General features: G+C 71.9%; 15 protein-coding genes and 1 pseudogene. 7 read left to right on the top strand and 9 right to left on the bottom strand.

The features are described from left to right. The 4 genes and pseudogenes from EHS43_RS06440 to EHS43_RS06425 all read left to right on the top strand — a co-directional run. Positions 1 to 892: pseudogene (locus EHS43_RS06440) on the top strand (hypothetical protein); the annotation flags it as partial. Positions 893 to 908: 16 nt separating this feature from the next. Beyond that, the gene (locus EHS43_RS06435) at positions 909 to 2267 is read left to right on the top strand and encodes an RICIN domain-containing protein (protein ID WP_260470407.1); all 1359 of its coding nucleotides are present in this window, start codon (positions 909 to 911) and stop codon (positions 2265 to 2267) included. Positions 2268 to 2358: 91 nt separating this feature from the next. Further along, positions 2359 to 3471 carry a mannose-binding protein gene (locus EHS43_RS06430; RefSeq protein ID WP_125189565.1) on the top strand — a complete coding sequence of 371 codons (1113 nt, stop codon included), beginning with the start codon at positions 2359 to 2361 and terminating at the stop codon, positions 3469 to 3471. Positions 3472 to 3555: 84 nt separating this feature from the next. Further along, entirely contained in the window at positions 3556 to 4119 is a 564-nt protein-coding gene (locus tag EHS43_RS06425; protein ID WP_185806134.1) for a dihydrofolate reductase family protein, read from the top strand. A gap of 92 nt (positions 4120 to 4211) precedes the next feature. On the opposite strand, the gene EHS43_RS06420 is transcribed toward EHS43_RS06425, so the two are convergent. Together EHS43_RS06420 and EHS43_RS06415 are read right to left on the bottom strand one after the other, a co-directional pair. After that, positions 4212 to 4805 carry a snapalysin family zinc-dependent metalloprotease gene (locus EHS43_RS06420; protein ID WP_125189563.1) on the bottom strand — a complete coding sequence of 198 codons (594 nt, stop codon included), beginning with the start codon at positions 4803 to 4805 and terminating at the stop codon, positions 4212 to 4214. Between the two features lie 244 nt (positions 4806 to 5049). After that, positions 5050 to 7050, bottom strand: a complete 2001-nt coding sequence (locus EHS43_RS06415) for a hypothetical protein (RefSeq protein WP_125189562.1) — start codon at positions 7048 to 7050, stop codon at positions 5050 to 5052. A gap of 200 nt (positions 7051 to 7250) precedes the next feature. Here EHS43_RS06415 and EHS43_RS06410 point away from each other — a divergent pair, with 200 nt between their 5' ends. Then, positions 7251 to 7466, top strand: coding sequence for a hypothetical protein (locus tag EHS43_RS06410; RefSeq protein ID WP_125189561.1), 216 nt, complete (start codon positions 7251 to 7253; stop codon positions 7464 to 7466). An 81-nt stretch (positions 7467 to 7547) separates the two neighbouring features. On the opposite strand, the gene EHS43_RS06405 is transcribed toward EHS43_RS06410, so the two are convergent. Then, positions 7548 to 8153: a TetR/AcrR family transcriptional regulator gene (locus EHS43_RS06405; protein ID WP_260470406.1), complete on the bottom strand. Its 606-nt coding sequence runs from the start codon at positions 8151 to 8153 to the stop codon at positions 7548 to 7550. Between the two features lie 90 nt (positions 8154 to 8243). Between EHS43_RS06405 and EHS43_RS06400 the strand changes: the two genes are divergently transcribed. Beyond that, positions 8244 to 9236, top strand: coding sequence for an aldo/keto reductase (locus EHS43_RS06400; protein ID WP_125189559.1), 993 nt, complete (start codon positions 8244 to 8246; stop codon positions 9234 to 9236). Between the two features lie 176 nt (positions 9237 to 9412). On the opposite strand, the gene EHS43_RS06395 is transcribed toward EHS43_RS06400, so the two are convergent. The 6 genes from EHS43_RS06395 to EHS43_RS06370 all read right to left on the bottom strand — a co-directional run bounded on the left by EHS43_RS06395 (position 9413) and on the right by EHS43_RS06370 (position 15474). Beyond that, entirely contained in the window at positions 9413 to 10738 is a 1326-nt protein-coding gene (locus tag EHS43_RS06395) for an amidohydrolase family protein (protein ID WP_125189558.1), read from the bottom strand. Between the two features lie 59 nt (positions 10739 to 10797). Then, on the bottom strand, positions 10798 to 12339 hold the full coding sequence (locus EHS43_RS06390; protein WP_125189557.1) for an FAD-dependent oxidoreductase: 1542 nt from the start codon (positions 12337 to 12339) through the stop codon (positions 10798 to 10800). Continuing rightward, complete coding sequence (locus tag EHS43_RS06385; RefSeq protein ID WP_125189556.1) at positions 12336 to 13241, bottom strand: alpha/beta fold hydrolase; 906 nt, start codon at positions 13239 to 13241, stop codon at positions 12336 to 12338. The genes EHS43_RS06390 and EHS43_RS06385 overlap by 4 nt, the downstream gene beginning before the upstream one ends. Positions 13242 to 13260: 19 nt before the next feature. Continuing rightward, the gene (locus EHS43_RS06380) at positions 13261 to 14094 is read right to left on the bottom strand and encodes an alpha/beta fold hydrolase (protein WP_125189555.1); all 834 of its coding nucleotides are present in this window, start codon (positions 14092 to 14094) and stop codon (positions 13261 to 13263) included. Positions 14095 to 14568: 474 nt separating this feature from the next. Further along, a complete protein-coding gene (locus tag EHS43_RS46240) occupies positions 14569 to 14739 on the bottom strand; it encodes a hypothetical protein (RefSeq protein WP_185806133.1) in 171 nt (56 codons plus the stop codon). A 78-nt stretch (positions 14740 to 14817) separates the two neighbouring features. Next, positions 14818 to 15474 (bottom strand): TetR/AcrR family transcriptional regulator, encoded by a 657-nt coding sequence (locus EHS43_RS06370; protein WP_125189554.1) that lies wholly within the window; start codon positions 15472 to 15474, stop codon positions 14818 to 14820. A 135-nt stretch (positions 15475 to 15609) separates the two neighbouring features. Here EHS43_RS06370 and EHS43_RS06365 point away from each other — a divergent pair, with 135 nt between their 5' ends. Beyond that, complete coding sequence (locus tag EHS43_RS06365) at positions 15610 to 16755, top strand: VOC family protein (protein WP_125189553.1); 1146 nt, start codon at positions 15610 to 15612, stop codon at positions 16753 to 16755. Positions 16756 to 16793: the final 38 nt, after the last annotated feature.

Raw genomic sequence — 16793 nt, 5'->3', positions numbered from 1 at the left:
CGCTCCCAGTGAGCTCCCCGACGCACCGTCACCACCCCCGCCGGCGGCCCCGGCTTCGGAGGAAACCGCCGAACCTCGCCAAGTCCCCGAGGCCCCGCAGCCGCAGAGCACACCCCTCCCTCCGGTCCCCTTCAGCCCAGGTCATCGCAGCACCGAGGACGACCGCACCGCCTTCCGTGCGCTGGCGGACGCGGAGTGGGACCGGCACGGTACCGCCGTCGCCCGGGCACTCGCCCGGATGCCCGCCCTGCGGGGCAAGGAGCAGGAAGCCGCTCGCGCCGACCTGATCGCGCTACGGCTGTACCTGCACGCCACGGAGGGGCCGTTGAGCCACCGGGCACTGACGCGCGCCCTGCACGGGCACGAGGAGGGCCTGCTGCCGTACCTGGCGTGTCTGGCATCGGCGCTGAACCGGCTGCCCTCCTACCGGGGCGTGGTGCTGCGCTCCACCGGAGCCGCCCCGGACGGCGGCGTGCCACGCCCCGGGACACTGCTGCGGGACGCCGCGCCGGTGAGCGCCACCCCGCTCGACCCGGTCCGCCCGAGCATGACGACAGGTGCCAGTTACGTCATCTGGTCCGTCGGCGCGCGCCGGGTACGACAGCTGTCGGACCCCGGCGACGGGCCGGAGGAAGTCGTGTTCCCCCCTGGGGCCACCTTCAGGGTTCTGGACGTCCGCCGAGCCGGACAGGCCACGGCCCGACAGATCTTCCTGCGCGAACTGCCCGCGCACGGGCCGGCCCGTACCGACCCCGAAGCCGACAGCGCCGCACTCGCCCGTCTGGACGAGGCCGTGCGCGGACGCTCCGCACCGGCGAGCGCCGATCAGTGGCCGGAGCGCTGCTCCGGGCCCTTCGGCGCCCCGGAGGCACACACCACAGCGAACCACTGACATGAGGGGCAGTCGTATGACTCGGCAGACCGATCCGGCCCGTGAGACACCGCCGACCGCGTCCAGTCCGTCGGGCGCCACCCGTGCCGGCGGATCGGCGGACGCTTCCGGTTCCTCCGGCGTGACCATCCGCCGGGCAGTGCCCCTCCAGGGAACGGCACAGGACCCCGGTACAGCGCTGACACCGGGTGCGGGGCGCCCCAAGGCGAACGCGGAGCCGACCGCCCCGGTCCCTTCCCCCGCGCCAGGGACCTCGTCCACCTCCGCGGCGTTCTCCGCGCCTGCCCGGCCGGAGGGTGCGCCCACCGGACCCGTCCGGGTCGGGAACGCGGACGAGGGCGCCGAGGGTGCTTCGGAGGCAGGGGAAGAACAGGCCGGGTCCACGGCCGGCAAGACCGAGTCCGCTTCGGCTCCCGCCGAACCCGGCGCTGCCGCGAGCGCACCCGACCCCACCGCAAGTGAGCCCGAGGCCGACACCGTCGTCGTGGCAGGGGGCAGCGGCGGCGAGGGCCCCGCGGCCGTCGGACAGGCGCACAGCGGGCCCAAGAAGCCGATGCTGGCCGCCGCGGCCATCGTCGGGGCGATCCTGATAGGAGTCCCGTTCCTCGTGGCGGGACAGGGCGACAAGGAGGAGCGCGGCTCGGACCGGACCGACAACGCGGCCGGGACGGTCCTGGACGCCGACCAGAGACCGCAGGCCTCGGAGAGCTACGCGACCCAGTCGCCCTCGCCGTCCCCCTCCACGTCCTCCTCGCCCAGCAAGTCGCCCGAGGAGAAGCAGCCCAAGGGCGAGAAGGCCGTGCCGGTCGCCCAGGAGAAGAAGGCATCTCCCACAGCCTCCCGGTCCGCGAAGCCCAGCAAGGGCAAGGCACCCACCCTCAGTTCCGCCGAAAAGCTCCGCCAGAAGGCCAACGCGGCCTCCAGCGCCGGCAACATCCTGCTGAAGAACTCCACGACGGGCCTGTGCGCCGACGTCCCGAACTACGGCAACGGCAAGATCGACGGCCCGGTCAACCAGTACCCCTGCAACGGCACCACCGGGGACAACCAGCTGTGGAACCTGGAGGTCGCCCAGGCCAAGGGCGGACCCCAGGGGGCCTCGCTCTTCCTCATCAGGAACAGCAAGGACAAGTTCTGCATGGACCTGCCCTACTTCGGTGCGGCGGCCGCGGGCACCAACGTCACCGAGTACCACTGCCGGGCGACCTCCGACAACCAGCTGTGGTGGCTCAACCCGCGCTCGGACGGCTCGTACTGGATCCGCAGTTACTCCAGCAACAACCTCTGCCTGGGACTCGAAGGCGGCGCGTCGGCGGGCAACGACGCGCACCTGGAGATCGGCGGATGCGGGTCCGCGGACCGCTGGATCCTCTGACCTGTGCGGGCCGCCCCCGGACGCCCGCTGATGCCGGCTCACGACCGACAAGCCCACAACGACCACCGACGAACGACCGGAGAAGGCCCGAATGAGTGCCCCACGAAACGCGGGAGACGGTACGTCCCACGGCACCGCACAAGGCGCCCCGCAGATACGCGTCGCGGTCGCCCTGCCCGCGTCCTCCGAGCCGCCCGAGGGGACCCTGACCCCGGGCCGGATCCCGGCCACCGCTCCTGACACGACGAAGGGCGAGGCCGCGGAGAACGCACCGACCGTCGCGGGACCCGGCCCCGAGAGGGCCGCTGCGGAGGGCGTCGGTGCGACGACAACGCTGTCGGACGACGCCGCCACCCGGGAAGCGGACGAGGCGCACGTGCCGGGTGCGGCCGAGCGAGCCGAACCGGACGGCGGCGCCGCAGCGGCGCAGGCGCGGAGCGGGGCGGACGAGGCGGCGACGGCAGTGGTGCCTGTCTCAACGGTGGCCGAGGGCCCTTCCGGCGACGCCGACGCGGGGGACTCCCGTGGCGGGCGGCCCAAGAAGCCGATGCTGGCCGCGGCGGGCATCGTCGGCGCCGTCCTGGTCGCCGTGCCCTTCCTGCTCATGGCCGGACAGGACGACGACAACAAGCAGAAGACGGCCAACTCCGTCGGGCGTGAGGACAGCGACACCCTGCTGGGGGCGAACGCGGCCCAGGAGGCACCGGAGGACTATGCCACCCAGACCCCGACCGCCACCCCGAGCAGAAGGCCGGCGACGAAGTCCGCGAAGCCGAGCCCCTCCAAGTCCACGGCGCCGGTGAACAAGGCCGCCGACACGAAGCCCAAGCCGACTCCCAGCGCGACACCCTCGGTGAAGCCGAGCCGGTCCAAGGCGCCGGTGTGGACCAGCACGTCCGTCACGGCACCGAGCACCCTGTCCGTCGGTGAGTCCTGGAGCACCAACCGCATCAAGATGGTCATGCAGGCGGACGGCAACCTCGTCGTCTACAACGAGAAGGGCAAGGCCACCTGGGCGTCGATGACCTTCGGCCAGAACCACACGGCCCGCTTCCAGACGGACGGCAACCTCGTCATCCACAACGGCGACGACCGGCCCATCTGGGGTGCGGACGTATGGGGCCACCCGGGCGCGAAGCTGATCCTCCGCACGGACGGCAAGGTGGTCATCATGGACGGGTCGACCATGACGTGGTCCACCTGATCGTGCCCGGTCCCGCCGAGGCACATGTCGAGATGGCCGGTGTGGCTCCGACGTCCCTTTGGAAGTCCGTCGAAGGGACGAGTGATGCAGACACTGACCGTCGATGTGTTCCTGTCGGTTGACGGGTGGGCCGGCAGCGTGACCTCGCCGGGTTACTTCGGATACCTCGGCCCCGACCTGGAGGAATGGGTCGCCCGCGAGTCGGCCCGCCCGCAACTGGTCATCCTGGGGCGCCGTACCTACGAAGCACTGGCCGGCTTGCCGGACCAGGCACGTGACGACTCCACGCGGCGTCTGACGGAGACGCGCACCGTGGTGTTCTCGACCACGGTGGAGGCCACGTCCTGGCCGCACACCCGCATCTGCCGAGACGACCTCCTCGGCGAGGTGGCGCGGCTCAAACGCGACAGCGACGTTCCGTTGCGCACGATGGGCAGCCTTTCCGTCGCCCGGCAACTGCTCGGCGCCCACCTCGTCGACCGCTTGAGGCTGATGACCTTCCCCCTGCTGGTGGGGCCTTCGGGCCGCGAGCCGTTCTTCGCTGAGGTGGCATCGGCAGACCTGGAGCTCGTCGGAAACCGGGTCCTGGACGGCCGGGTGCTGCTGATCGAGTACCGGCCGACCGGCCGGGACATCCCACGTGCTTGATCGGTCAGTGCGACGGGGGAGCGGGTGATCCTTCCCGGGCATCTCGTCTCGTCGAGATGCCCGGGGAGGACGTCGGTTTTACGGCCCTGCGGTCAGGGCGCGTCGATGAGCATCCGGTCGGCGGTGGGCGCGAGCGCGGCGAGTCCGCTGGCGTAGGCGGACTGCACGCGCGAGCGCTCCGTGGCATTCGGTGTCGCATTGGTGCAGGCCGTGCCCGCGCTCGACCCCGACATGAGCTGTGTGCAGGGGCCGGGCTTGGTGTCCGGGAGGCCGAGGCTGTGCCCCAGCTCGTGCGCGGCGATCCGGGTCTTGTTGTAGCCCTGGTCCACGGCCTGGCTGCCGAGTTCGACGCGGACCTGACGGCCCGGACGAACGGGGCCGAGCGTGGCCTGCGGCCAGCCCGTGGTGGCGACGATCACGATCTCGGCCCCGGTGCCGGGCGCCGCCTCCACCAGATGGACGTTGCTCACGTTCGCGTTCCACGAGGCGACTCCGGCCGCGATCGCGGCCTCCCAGCCCGCGGCGCGGCTGTCGTCGTAGCGAAGGGTCACCGCTGCCGCCTGAGCGGCGGACGACTCACCCGCGGGAGCGGGGGCGGCTGTCGCCGCGCCCGCCATGGCGAGGACGAGTGCTGTGGCGGACGTGCCTGCCTTGAGCCAAGTGCCGAGCGAAGTGCCGAGGGGCATTGCTGCTCCTTCATCCGTGGGGGGAATCCGGCCCCGGCGGGGCCGGGTACGCGAAGGAGCGGCGCAGGGTGTCCGGTGGGGGCCGGACACACCGTCGACCGCCCCTCCGGGGCGCTGTGATGGTATGCCCTGCGATCCCAGTCCGTCATGTACCTGCCATGATGATTATGCGTCAAATCCGGTTCTCCGGTTCTCCGGCGAAACCGTGCGGTGCACGCACCCCGAAGTGGACCGGTCCCGTGTCTCAGCGCCGGGCGGACGGGACGAGTCCGCGCAGGTGGGCACCCGTCACCAGGTCCGCGCGTACCGTGACGTTCGGGTGCGGGGGAGCGGGGACCGACAAGGTCCGGCCCGGTCGGTGGGTCGAGACGGTGCCGTCGACCGTGAGGGCGGTGACGGCGCGGCTGCCGGCTGCCAGGACGTACCACCGGCCCTTCGGCGAGCGCCAACCGGTCGCGCTCGCCACGTGCTGGCCGAACCGGCTGCACACCGCGGTCGACTGCTCGCGGGAGATGACCAGCGCGGGTGCGTCCGGCGTGTCCCTCGACGTCCGCAGGGTCACCGTCGCCTCGCCCGGGCCGCGCCACGTACTGGTGCGGGCGCAGGCCCATACGGCGTGTCCACCCCCGTCCGGCAGGTCCTGTTCCGCGAAGTCCCAGGCGTTGACGGCGCGGACGCCGGTGCCACGGAGCTCGCCCAGAGCACAGGCATGACGGGACCAGGCCAGCAGGGCAGCGGGGCCTGTGGCCTCCCGGGGCTGGCGCGCGGGCGGTGTGCCGTGACCGGGCAGCGGTGTGTAGGTGAGATGGACGGGGGACAGCTCGCCCACCCCGGCGAGCAGGAACGCGTGACGTTCGGCGATCCGCTCCGAGGACCGCAGTTGCAGGACCGGCCCGCCGGCGCAGCCCCCTCCCGGGGACAGGACCGGCACGGGCCGTGTGACGCCCTCGCGTGACACGTCCAACGGCCGTGCCGGGGTGTCGGGGTGGAGCAGGTCCCGGGTCTTTGCCTCGGCGATCCAGGGCGCGATCAGGTAGCGCACGCCCGCGGGGCCGGAGGCCAGGGCCACGGCCGCCGCTGTCGTCACGTCCGCGTCGTCGACGCGTGCCACCGCGAGCGACCTCGTCATGCGGGAGGCCGCTGCCGGAGACCGGTCCGAAGACACGCGTTCGGTGTAACGGGCCAGCCGCTGACCGTCGTAGAACAGGACGACGGCCTGTCCTTGGACGTCGCCCGAGTAGAGGAGCTGCGGTGCCGAGACGGGCGGCAGGATGGAGGTGCCGCGGGCCGCGGTGACGCGTGTGCCGAGCGGGGGCCGGGTCCAGGTGCGCAGGGCACGCGCGAGCAGGTCCTTGTCCTCGACGCGGGAACCGCGCGCGGGCCAGGCGGTGAAGTCGACGCGGGAGGTGTCGTCCCACAGCCCGGCCGGGGCGCGGGTGAGGTCACCGGCCTCCAGTACGGGACCGGTGGCGCCGGACCGGAGGACGGGCTGCGATGCGCGGTGGTCCGTCGGGCTGGTCAGCACGGCTCCCATGGCCAGGAGTGCCAGAGCCGCCACTGCCCCCGCCCCCGCGCGCGTCCTGCGACGGCGACGCAACAGGTCGGTGGGGCTTGCCTGGAGGGCGCAGGCGTCGAACTCCTGGAGAGCCGACGCCCCGAGGCGTGCTTCCGCCGCGACGACGTGGGCCTCCCGCACCGCGTCGGCGGGGTCGTCCACACCCGCTTGGGCGAGCACGTGGGCGGCGGTGTCGTCGGGCATGCCGTGCAGACGGAGCATGAAGGCGGCCCGGGCAGGCGCGGACAGTCCCGACAGTGCCTGGGCGAAACGCAGTTCGTCCGCGCTGCCCGACCGGGGGAACAGCCGCAGCCCCAGCACGAGCGGCAGGCGGGGGACCAGGGCGCGCGGCGGGGCCAGTCGGGCCGGCCAGCCGGTCGGTCGCCTGCCGTGGGCGAGGGCGTCCCGCACCACGGTGACGAGGTACGACCGTTTCAACGCGGCCCGCTCCGGGTTCTCCTGGCGCGGCGGAGGAACGGTCGGTGGGAAGCGTGGCGGGTGGGCGGTGCGCAGGGCACGCTGGACCACGGAGTGGGCGAGCAGAACGCGTCGGTGTCGGCCGAGTGAGTCGGGCAGCACGACATGTGCCAGGCGGGCCAGATCGCCGTACTGCTCGATCAGGGTGCTTTCGGCTTCCAGGATTGCCTCTCTGGAGCGCTCGGCGGGGTTCCGAAGGGAGCGAAGGCGCATGGAGCGGGGGCTTTCGTCGAGGGACGCGCTGGGATCCACCCCGTCAAACGAGTGAATGACCTTCGGGTCACTCGGGTGGCGGTACCGTCGCCGCGCACGCGACCCTGACCGGCCGGTGTCAGTGCTCCGGCAGCATCAGCCTCACGAGTACCCCCGCTGCCCCGCATGCGCGCGGAGGCCCCACACCGCACGCTGGTGCCATGGCCACCACACAGCCCATCGTGATCTACCCGCCTGCGGAAGACGGCGGCCGACGGGTACGCGTCGGTGACCGGTTCGTGGGGCTGGCGTACGGCCTGCTGGACGTCGTCGAGTTCCTGCGTCGTATCGGCCTGGACGACGTCGACGAGGTGTGGGTGCAGCAGTCCGCGCTGATCGAGTGGCGCGGCGGCGGCGCGAAGAACTGGGTGCACTGACGTAGAGGGCGGCCCGCCGGTCGGTGTCGTCGAGGGTGGCCCAGGTGACCGGATTGATCGCGCAGCCCGGCCGGTGCACGGTCACCGGGACGGCCGCAGTGCGTCCATGACGAGGTCGATCAACCGGCCCGTCTGCTCGCGGGTGTTGTAGGCGGCGCCGACGAGGAAGATGCCCATCAGCATCACGCTGACGTCCTGCGGCTCGACGTCGGCGCGCAGTGATCCGGCTTCGGCTCCGGCGGCGAGGAGCGTGGCAACGGCAGCGGTGATGCGTTCCCGGGTGGCCGGTGTGGCGATCCGACCCGAGGCCCAGCCGGCGCGGAGCGTGTCCGCCATGCCGCGCTTCATCGCGACGAATGCGGCGTAGCGCTCCATCCAGGCCCTGAGCGCCGCGTCCGGCGCCAACTCGTCGAGCAGGGCGGGAGCGCTGTCCGTGACGTCGTCGAGCTCGGCGGCGTACACGGCCTCCACCAGGGCCTCGCGGGTCGGGAAGTGGCGGTACAGCGTGCCGATGCCGACACCGGCCTCGCGGGCGATGCCTTCCAGTGGGAGGGCGCCGTCCGAGGTTGCGAACGCGGCCCGGGCGGCCTGGACGAGCTTGTCCCGGTTGCGCAGCGCGTCGGCGCGCGGGCCCCGGGGCTTCTTCGACGGGCCGGTCACCGAAGGGGTCGGGTCGACGGAACTCAAAACGGAGGAACCTCCGGTATGCATGGTACGGTCGCATCAAGCGGAGGATCCTCCGCTTCTCCTATCGTCTCATAGAGGCCGGAGCCTCCCATGACCGCGATCAGTGCTTCCTCCGCCAGTGCTTCCTCCACCCGGCTCACGGCCACCGGCGCCCCTCGCCCCGGAGGAGCCGGGACGCTCGCGGGCCGTACGGTCTCCCGCATCGGATACGGCGCCATGCAGTTGAGGCGCCTGCACACCGACCGCGGCGCCGCCGTCGCGCTCCTGCGCCGCGCGGCCGAACTCGGCATCGACCACGTCGACACCGCCCAGTTCTACGGCGACGGCTTCGTCAACGGGCTCATCCGCGACGCGTTCCGCCCCGAGGACGGCGTCGTGGTCGTCAGCAAGATCGGCGCCGACCCCGATCCGGGCGGCCCCATCCCGCTGCGCCCCGCTCAACGGCCCGAGGAGCTGCGGGCGAGCGTCGAGGACAACCTCGTATCCCTCGGCCTGGACCAGATCCCGGTGGTTAACCTGCGCCGCATGGATGACCGGCCGGGGATACGGGCGGAGGGCGACCAGGTGGTCGACCTCGACGACCAGCTCGCGATGATGACCGCACTGCGGGACGAGGGCAAGATCGGCGCGATCGGCCTGAGCGGCGTCACCCTCCACGGACTGCGCCGAGCCCTCCCCGCTGGGATCGCCTGCGTCCAGAACTCCTACAGCCTGGTGTCACGCGGCGACGAGGAGATGCTGCGGCTGTGCGCCGACCAGCAGATCGCATGGGTCCCGTTCTTCCCGCTCGGCGGTGCTGCCCCCGGCAGGCCGAAGGTGACCGACGATCCGGCCGCCACCGCCGCCGCCCGTGCCGCCGCCTGTACCCCCTCGCAGATCGGCCTCGCCTGGCTGCTCCACCATGCGCCGAACGTACTGCTCATCCCCGGGACCGCGGACGCCGGCCACCTGGAGGTGAACACCGCCGCCGGAATGATCAGGCTCGACGACGCCGCGCTGGCCGCACTGAACGGCGTCGACCCGCAGCCCACCGACGCCGCCCTTGACAGAAGTGGTTGGCACACGCCTGGCCGGTCGGCGTGAAACCTGCTTCGTCATGATCGGCATCGTGGTCCGACTGCCGTTCCTGGCCCGACCGGTGTGCCTGCGGGTGATAGCCCACAGGAGGCGGCCGGGACAGAAGCAGAACAACGTCCACCGGCGGGCACGGCATGCGGTGCCCGTCGGCGCGCGGTGCCTGCGTCGTGACTGCTGGCGTGTCAGCCCCGAGTGCCCGCGGGCCCGATGCTGCGCAGCAGCCGCTCTCCGGACTCGCGCAGCCGGTCCATGACCTCGTCGAGCCGGGACGTGAGCAGGACGTGATCGCGCTTGCGCCAGGCGCCGGCGACCATCACCGCTTCGATGTTGGCGATGTCGGCGTGCAGGACCGTGGCGACCGGGTCGTGGGCCGGCCACAGGTTGAGTGCCCGGGCGTCGACGGCGACCAGGTCCGCCTGCATACCCACCTCGATCCGGCCCACCTGGTCCGCCAGGCCCAACGCCTTCGCCCCCTCGACCGTGGCCCAGGCCAGTGCCTGTCTGCCGGTGACCGAGGCGGTGTCGGCGTGCGTGCCGGTCGTCGCCCGGTGCTGGGCGTGGTCCAGGCCGCGCTGGTGGGCCAGGGCGATGCGGGCCGCGGTGAGGACCTTGCCGGGTACGGCGGTGTCGATGTCGGTGCCCAGGGAGGGAGCCCCGCCCAGGCGCAGCAGTGCCCCGGTGATGGGCGCGCCGTGTCCTTGGCCCAGTTCGTTCTCCGGGGTGGTGGTGAAGGTGACGCCCGCTTCGAGGAGCGTCTTCAGCCACTCGTCGGGCAGGTCCGTCCCGTGCACGATGTTGGTCAGTGGGCTGAACAGCCCGGCGTCGCGCACGGCTTCCCAGCCGGGCGCGGGGGCTCCGCCGCTCTGGTGCATCGAGACGACGAGGCCGCGTTCCGCGCCGGCCCGGAAATCGGCCACGGCGGTCTCGACGGAGGAGTACTGCGGCCCCTGGAGCGCCATGCCCAGGGTGAGGAGGGCGTGTTCGCGCACGGGCCCGTCGAGCAGCCGGTCGATCTCGGCGAGCGGGTGGGGGACGTTCGGTGCGCGGTAGGGCGTGCCGTGCAGGAAGACGGCGCGGACACCGGCCTGGGCAAGGCCCTCCACGGCCGCGTCCGCGTGCTCGGGCGACAGGACGTTGTGGCACCAGTCGCCCACGGTGGTCGTACCGCAGTTGAGCTGGTTGAGCGCGCCGGCGAGGTTGCTGATGTGCATGTCGGCCGGGGTGTAGTGGCCGACGCACTCGCCGTGGAGGTGGGTGAGGTACTCCATCAGCGTCCAGTCGGCGCCCGCGGAGCGCAGTGCGGTCTGCCAGGTGTGCAGGTGGGCGTTGACCAGGCCGGGGATGACGATGCGGCCGGAGAAGTCGACGACGTCGGCGTCGGGTGCCTCGATGTTCTCGCCGACGGCGGCGATACGGTCGCCGTCCACGAGGATGTCGGCGTGCTCGGCTTCGGGACGGCCCGGCGCCATCGTGATGACCTGCGCTCCGCGCAGCAGTGTGCGGCTCATGCGCCGGCCCCCGAACCGGGGGAGGTGCGGCTCTGCTGGGACATGGTGCGGCTCCTTGCTCATGGCGTCATCGCCCGCGCGGCGGATTGTGTGGTGGTGAGGAAGTCCCGGGTGGCGATGTGCCCGATGTAGCCGTCGGGACGGATCAGCAGCAGCGTGTCGCCGTCAAGGCCGTAAGCGCCCTTCAGCGTGTTCTCCGGGTCGGTGAGGGCGAGACCGTCGGCGGCGGTGGCCCCGACCGTCAGCCGCTTCAGCTGAGCGCCGTCCGTCGGCCAGGCGAGCGCTTGGAGGTCGCGGGCGGCACCGGCGCCGAAGGCCAGGGCGGTGAAGTGCGGCCCGCGGTAGAGGTCGAACAGCCGGGTCCCGGTCCCGTCGGCGCGGAGCAGTCGCGCGTCCGGGGCGCGGTCGCCCCCGCGGAGCGTCGAGGTGCGCATGCCGTCGGCGGGGGCGAGCGGACCGCCGTAGTAGGTCAGGGCGAGTTGTTGTTCGTCCTTGCCTCGCTTCATGCTCGACGGGTCGAGCTTGGCGATGCCTCCCCACTTCTCCGTGGACAGGCCGAGGACTCCGGCGGCGATCGGCTGCCGCTCGGCCTCGTAGGAGTCCAGCAGCGCCGGATCCGCCCCGGCGAGGACCTGACCGAGCTTCCAGCCGAGGTTGTAGCCGTCCTGCACACCGGTGTTCAGACCCTGGGCGCCGGCCGGGGTGTGGACGTGGGCTGCGTCACCGACGAGGAAGACGCGTCCGCGCCCGTAGCCCTTCGCCAGGCGGATGTTGGGCCGGAACACCGACGTCCAGTGGATGTCGTGCAGCTGGATGCGTCGGTCGCGGGTCCGGGAGTGGATCTGCTGAAGGATGTCGTCCGGCTTCGCGGGCGGCTCCTCGTCCGGCTTGAGGCGGATCATCCACTGGAACATGTCGCTGTGCGGCAGCGGGCAAGCGCCGATGAACCTGCCGCCCCGGCCGGGCCACATGTGCCACCGGTCACGGGCCAGCCCCGTCACCGAGGCGTCGACGATGAGCATCCGGTCGCTTTCGTCGGTCGTGCCGACGAAGCCGATGCCGAGCTGCTTGCGCACCGCACTGGAACCGCCGTCGGCGCCCACGACGTAGCGGGCGACGATCTCCTCCGTGCCGTCCGCGCCTGCCACCGTGCCCGCAACCGTGGCGGCCACCGTGTCCTCGTCCTGCGTCAGCCCGGTCAGTTCCCTGCCGAACTCGATCTCCCGGCCGAGCTCGCTGAGCCGGGCGTGCAGCGCGCGGTCCGTGCGGAACTGAGGGATCAGCCAGGTGTTCGGGTACGGGACGTCCGGAGTCGCTTCCCGGTGGGTGAACATCTTCCAGGGCACGGCGAGGGGGCCCGCGTGGATCCCGAGCCTGGGGTAGGTGCTGCCGCCGGCCAGCACCTCGTCGAGGGCACCGAGGTCTTCGAGGACTTCGAGGCTGCGGGGCTGGATTCCCTTGGCGCGGGAGCCGTCGAAGGCATGGGGGGACCGGTCGACGACGCGTACGTCGAGTCCCCGCCGTACGAGGTCGATCGCCACGGCGGTGCCCGAGGGGCCCGCGCCGACGACCAGTACGTCGATGACGTGTGGGTTCTTCATGAGTCGAGCCTTTCGGCGCATGCGGCCACGAACGGGACGATCTGATCGGCGACCTGGCGCGGGCGTTCGAACGGGGCCATGTGCCCGCACTGGGGAATGACATGACGATGCCGGGGCGCCAGCAGGGCGCGAGCGGTGTCGAGGTGGGTCAACGGCGTGACGCTGTCCTCGTCGCCCCACAGGAGCAGCGTGGGAATGCCCAGTGCGCCCGTCTGCCGGAAGAGGTCGTGACGGCCGGAGAGCGGCAGGTGCTGCAGCGTGTCGAAGACGGCGTACAGCGAACCCTCGAAGCGGAAGGCGTCGAGGACCATGTCCGTCAGTTCCGCGCCGAGCCGGGGGTCACGGACGTTGTGCCCGAGGTGGCCCCGGAGTATCCGGCGGCCGCGCCGCCGGGCGACGACTCCGGCCAGCAGGTCGTTGCGCAGGAGCCGGTGAGGGGAGGTCGGACGCGGTGTCGCGAGACCGGCGGGTCCGACGATGGTCAGGGTGGACACCGACGAGCGGTGCCGGGCGGCGTAGGTCATGGCGACGAGCGCGCCCATGGAGGTGCCGATCAGGTGCAGCGGGCGGGCCGTCAGGCCGAGCCGTTCGGTCAGCTCGGCCAGCTGCCGCGTGAAGAGGGTTTCGTCGTAGCGCGCCCGGACCCGGTCCGAGTAGCCGCGACCGTAGGCGCTGCAGGTCAGAGTCCGCAGCCCGCGGGCGTTCAGCTCGGTGACGAGGTCGTCCCAGTAGAACAGCGGGATGGTCAGGCCGCCCGCCATGACGACCGTCTCGCCGTCCTCGGGGCCCTTCAGCTCGTAGTGCGTGACGCCGTCGGAGAGTTCGGCGAAGCTGCCGCGCAGGGCCCGCCGCGATGCGGCGGTGAGCTGTCGGTCCTCGCCCTGTGCGACGAAGTACCTCATGGAACGGGCCTCCTTGGCCTCAGAGAGTGGGGGTGTCGGCGGAGGAGCGGAGGAACTGCGCGATCGCGTCGGAGACCCACTGGGGCTCCTCCTCGGGCAGCAGGTGACCGCTGTGGGGGTGCACGAGCTCCTCGGCGCCGGGGATGTCTCGGGTGAAGTGCTGGCCGTCGATGCCCGCGCTGCGCAGTACCAGCGTGGGTGCCGTGATGCCGGGGATCCGCGCGCTGCGGTCGGGCTGGTCTGTGTTGCAGAGGTCGACGAAGGCCGAGCGGTTCCCCGGCCGGTTCATGAGCTGGTGGGCGCGGTCCACCATGGCGTCGTCCACGATCGTCGAGTGCGGGCCGACGTTCGCCCGCAGGTTGCGCTCGATGGCGCCGCGCGGCATCACCCGGCGCAGCAGAGGGCGGAGCAGCGGATTGCGGGTCAGGCGCATACCTGCCGGAACCTCCTTCTCCGGGTATCCGGTGGCGTTGACCAGCACCAGACCGGTCACCCGCTCCGGGTGGTCCAGGGCGAGGTTCCAGGCGATGTTGCCGCCCAGTGAATTGCCCGCCACCGCGTAGCGCGGCACCCCCAGGGCCTCCAGGAAGTCCGCCACCGTCGCGGTGTAGGCCGGGATGCGGTAGTCGCGGTCGCTGCGGGGGCCTGTCAGGCCGCACCCCGGCAGGTCGGGGCGGATGACGTCGAACGACTCCGACAGCAGGTCCGCCGCGCGGTCGAAGTGCTGAAGCGACGAAGCACTGCCGTGCAGCAGGACGATGGCGGGTCCGCGTCCGGCGCGTTTGTAGTGGATCTGCAGCCCATCCACCACGACGAACCGGGAATCGGGCTGCGGCTCAGACCAGATGCTCATAATGGCTACACTGTTACCGATAATGTGGTCGTGTCAAGTGCGGGTCCGTTGGTGAGGCGGCGAAGTCGGCGGTGCCGTGTCGCATCCGACGGCCATCGGCTGCTCTGGGGTTGGCTATGAGCGACACCGGCGAGCGGGGTGTACGCGTCGATGATCCGGTCGAGCGTGCGCCTCGGCGGCGAGCTGTTGCCCGTGCAGGCCCTGCGATTCGTGCCTGGCGTGGCTTGCCCGGCGCCCTCGATGCCGCATCGGGTGTCCAGCCCGGTTGTGGAGGGCTCGGCCCGCACCACGCTCACGTCGCGACCGACCCTTCCGTCGCAGAGGGTCAGTCGGCCGCCGGCGGTGTCTTCGGTGCGCGCGCCAGGGTGCCGATGGTTGCGGCCACCACGGCGACGCGCGCGGCGATCAGGGGAGCGTGGAGGCAGGCGGCTGCCGAGTGGTGTACGGACTCGGCAGCCTCGACGGGGAGTTGATCTACGGAGGCGGGCAGGAAGGAGGGCAGTGGCTGACGTGGATCGAGCCCATGAGGGCGATATCGATCGCCGAACCGGCCTCGCGGGTGGTGTCGTTCATGGTGGAGGCGACGCCCTGCTGTCCCCGGCCGGGTGCTTCGGGCCAGGGGGTGGCGCGACGAGACGCTCGCACGCCCCCTCCCGCCGCCGAACGCTCCCGAAGGCCTGCACCTGCGCGGCGGTCACCGGTCCTACGGGCCGAGCGAGCCGTCTACCGAGAAGGGGCCGCCTGCGTGGCGGCGGCAGGGAGAGGCCGCCGGGCGACCTCGTGCGCGTCGGACGGGGGTACGCCCAGCATGCGCAGGACCATCTCGGCGAGGTTCACCGCGGCCTCGTCGCCGTCCAGGTCGGGGCGGGCGAATCTCAGCTCCACCAGGGAGAGCAGGGTTCCGCCGAGTGCGGACAGGGCGACCGCCGGATCGACGGGGGTGAAGCGGCCGGAGGCCAGGCCGGCGTCGATGTCGCGCAGGGCCCGGCGGGCCAGGCCGTTGTCCGAGTGGATGTGGCCGAGACCGCGGCGGCGCAGCACCTGCATCAGCTCCGGCTGGGAATCCGCCATGCGGGCGCTGAGCCGGAAGCCCGACGCGACGAGTTCCGCCGGGTCGTCGATCCCGGCCAGGTGCTCGTCGAAGGTCTGGCCGAACTCCTCCAGCGCGTCCACCACCGCCGCCTCGAACAGCTCCGTCTTGGAGTCGAAGTGGTTGTAGAAGGAGCCGAAGCCGACGTCCGCTCGTTCGGCGATCGCCTGGATGCTGGCGCCGGTGTCGCCGCTCTCGGCAAGGATCTGCCGGGCGGCGCGAATGAGCGCGCCCCGGGTCTCGGCGCGGCGCCGCTCGAACCGGTTGCTGGGTGGGGCTGACCTAGGCATGCGCCGAGTCTAGTCGTGCGGCCGATGACCATCGCAGCTCTGATGAATTCATCATTTACTCCGGGCGAGCCCTTGACGACGATCCTGTCAACCTTGATGATTTCATCATTATGGCGATGCCGCACGGAGGGCACCATGTCTGAAACCCGCAATCCCGGGGCCGATGTCAAGACCGCCCACCAGGACTTGCACAGCGAACAGGGCGCCCTGCGCGGCGAGCACCCGGGCCGGTCCCGGAATCCCGTGATCAAGGTGGCCGACCTGGCCTGGCTGGAGTTCGAGAAGCCGGACCTGGAGCGGGCCGAGGTCTTCGCCCGGGACTTCGGGTTCGGGGTCGCGGCACGCACGGAGCGCGAACTGTGGCTGCGCGGCACCTTCGCCGGCTCGCCGTGCATGGTGATCCGGCGCGGACGTACGTCCCGTTTCATCGGCCCGGCGTTCCGCGCCGCCGAGCGGAGCGATCTGGAGCGGCTGGCGAGGGCCACCGGGTCCGAGGTACGGGACGCGGACGTGCCCGGCGGTGGCAGGGCGGTCGATCTGCTCGACCCGTCCGGTTTCCCGGTGCGGGTGGTGCACTGCGGCGAGCCCCTGCCCGCGCTGCCCGAACAGCGGCCGCTGCCGCTGAACTTCGGCACCGCACACCGCCGTACGAACGCCACGCAGCGCCCGCCGCGCGAGCCGTCGCGGATCCAGCGGCTGGGTCATGTGGTGCTGGAGACACGGGTGTTCGCGCGGGCGCTGGACTGGTACCTGGACACCCTCGGCATGATCGTGTCCGACTTCCTGTTCCTGGACGGGCAGCGCGACCGGGGCCCGACCATGGCGTTCATCCGCTGCGACCTCGGCGGTGTGCCCGCCGACCATCACACGCTGGCGATGCACCTGGGCCCGGGGACCGGCTATGTCCACTCCGCCTATCAGGTCACCGACCTCGACTCGATCGCCGCCGGCGGCGAGTACCTCAAGGAGCGCGGCTACCGGCGCAGTTGGGGGATCGGCCGGCACATCCAGGGCAGCCAGCTCTTCGACTACTGGCGCGATCCCGACCGCTTCATGCTGGAGCACTTCGCCGACGGCGACCTGTTCTCCTGCGACGTCGAGCCCGGCTGGGCGCCCATGTCGACCAGCGGGCTGGCCCAGTGGGGTCCGCCCGCCACCAGCGACTTCCTCGGTGCGAGTCCCTCCCCGCAGCGGATCCGGGACGTCGTCGAAGCGCTGCGCGGAGACAACGAGATGGACCCCGCGCGCCTGCTGGGCCTGCTCAAGGCCACCAAGTCCTGACCCCACTCAAGTTCCCCCCGACACTCACGAAGGCACCG

Origin of the sequence: Streptomyces sp. RP5T (assembly GCF_003933965.1) — a bacterium.
Taxonomy (GTDB): Bacteria; Actinomycetota; Actinomycetes; order Streptomycetales; family Streptomycetaceae; genus Streptomyces.
The sequence above is the reverse complement of the archived record's forward strand: the minus strand, read 5'-3'. Positions and strand labels throughout refer to the sequence as shown.

Coding starts and splice junctions, on each gene's coding strand:
- EHS43_RS06390 (WP_125189557.1), bottom strand. CDS start 12,339: ATGAAGAACCCACACGTCATCGACGTACTGGTCGTCGGCGCGGGCCCC.
- EHS43_RS06420 (WP_125189563.1), bottom strand. CDS start 4,805: ATGCCCCTCGGCACTTCGCTCGGCACTTGGCTCAAGGCAGGCACGTCC.
- EHS43_RS06365 (WP_125189553.1), top strand. CDS start 15,610: ATGTCTGAAACCCGCAATCCCGGGGCCGATGTCAAGACCGCCCACCAG.
- EHS43_RS06435 (WP_260470407.1), top strand. CDS start 909: ATGACTCGGCAGACCGATCCGGCCCGTGAGACACCGCCGACCGCGTCC.
- EHS43_RS06415 (WP_125189562.1), bottom strand. CDS start 7,050: ATGCGCCTTCGCTCCCTTCGGAACCCCGCCGAGCGCTCCAGAGAGGCA.
- EHS43_RS06400 (WP_125189559.1), top strand. CDS start 8,244: ATGACCGCGATCAGTGCTTCCTCCGCCAGTGCTTCCTCCACCCGGCTC.
- EHS43_RS06370 (WP_125189554.1), bottom strand. CDS start 15,474: ATGCCTAGGTCAGCCCCACCCAGCAACCGGTTCGAGCGGCGCCGCGCC.
- EHS43_RS06385 (WP_125189556.1), bottom strand. CDS start 13,241: ATGAGGTACTTCGTCGCACAGGGCGAGGACCGACAGCTCACCGCCGCA.
- EHS43_RS06395 (WP_125189558.1), bottom strand. CDS start 10,738: ATGAGCCGCACACTGCTGCGCGGAGCGCAGGTCATCACGATGGCGCCG.
- EHS43_RS06380 (WP_125189555.1), bottom strand. CDS start 14,094: ATGAGCATCTGGTCTGAGCCGCAGCCCGATTCCCGGTTCGTCGTGGTG.
- EHS43_RS06410 (WP_125189561.1), top strand. CDS start 7,251: ATGGCCACCACACAGCCCATCGTGATCTACCCGCCTGCGGAAGACGGC.
- EHS43_RS06425 (WP_185806134.1), top strand. CDS start 3,556: ATGCAGACACTGACCGTCGATGTGTTCCTGTCGGTTGACGGGTGGGCC.
- EHS43_RS06430 (WP_125189565.1), top strand. CDS start 2,359: ATGAGTGCCCCACGAAACGCGGGAGACGGTACGTCCCACGGCACCGCA.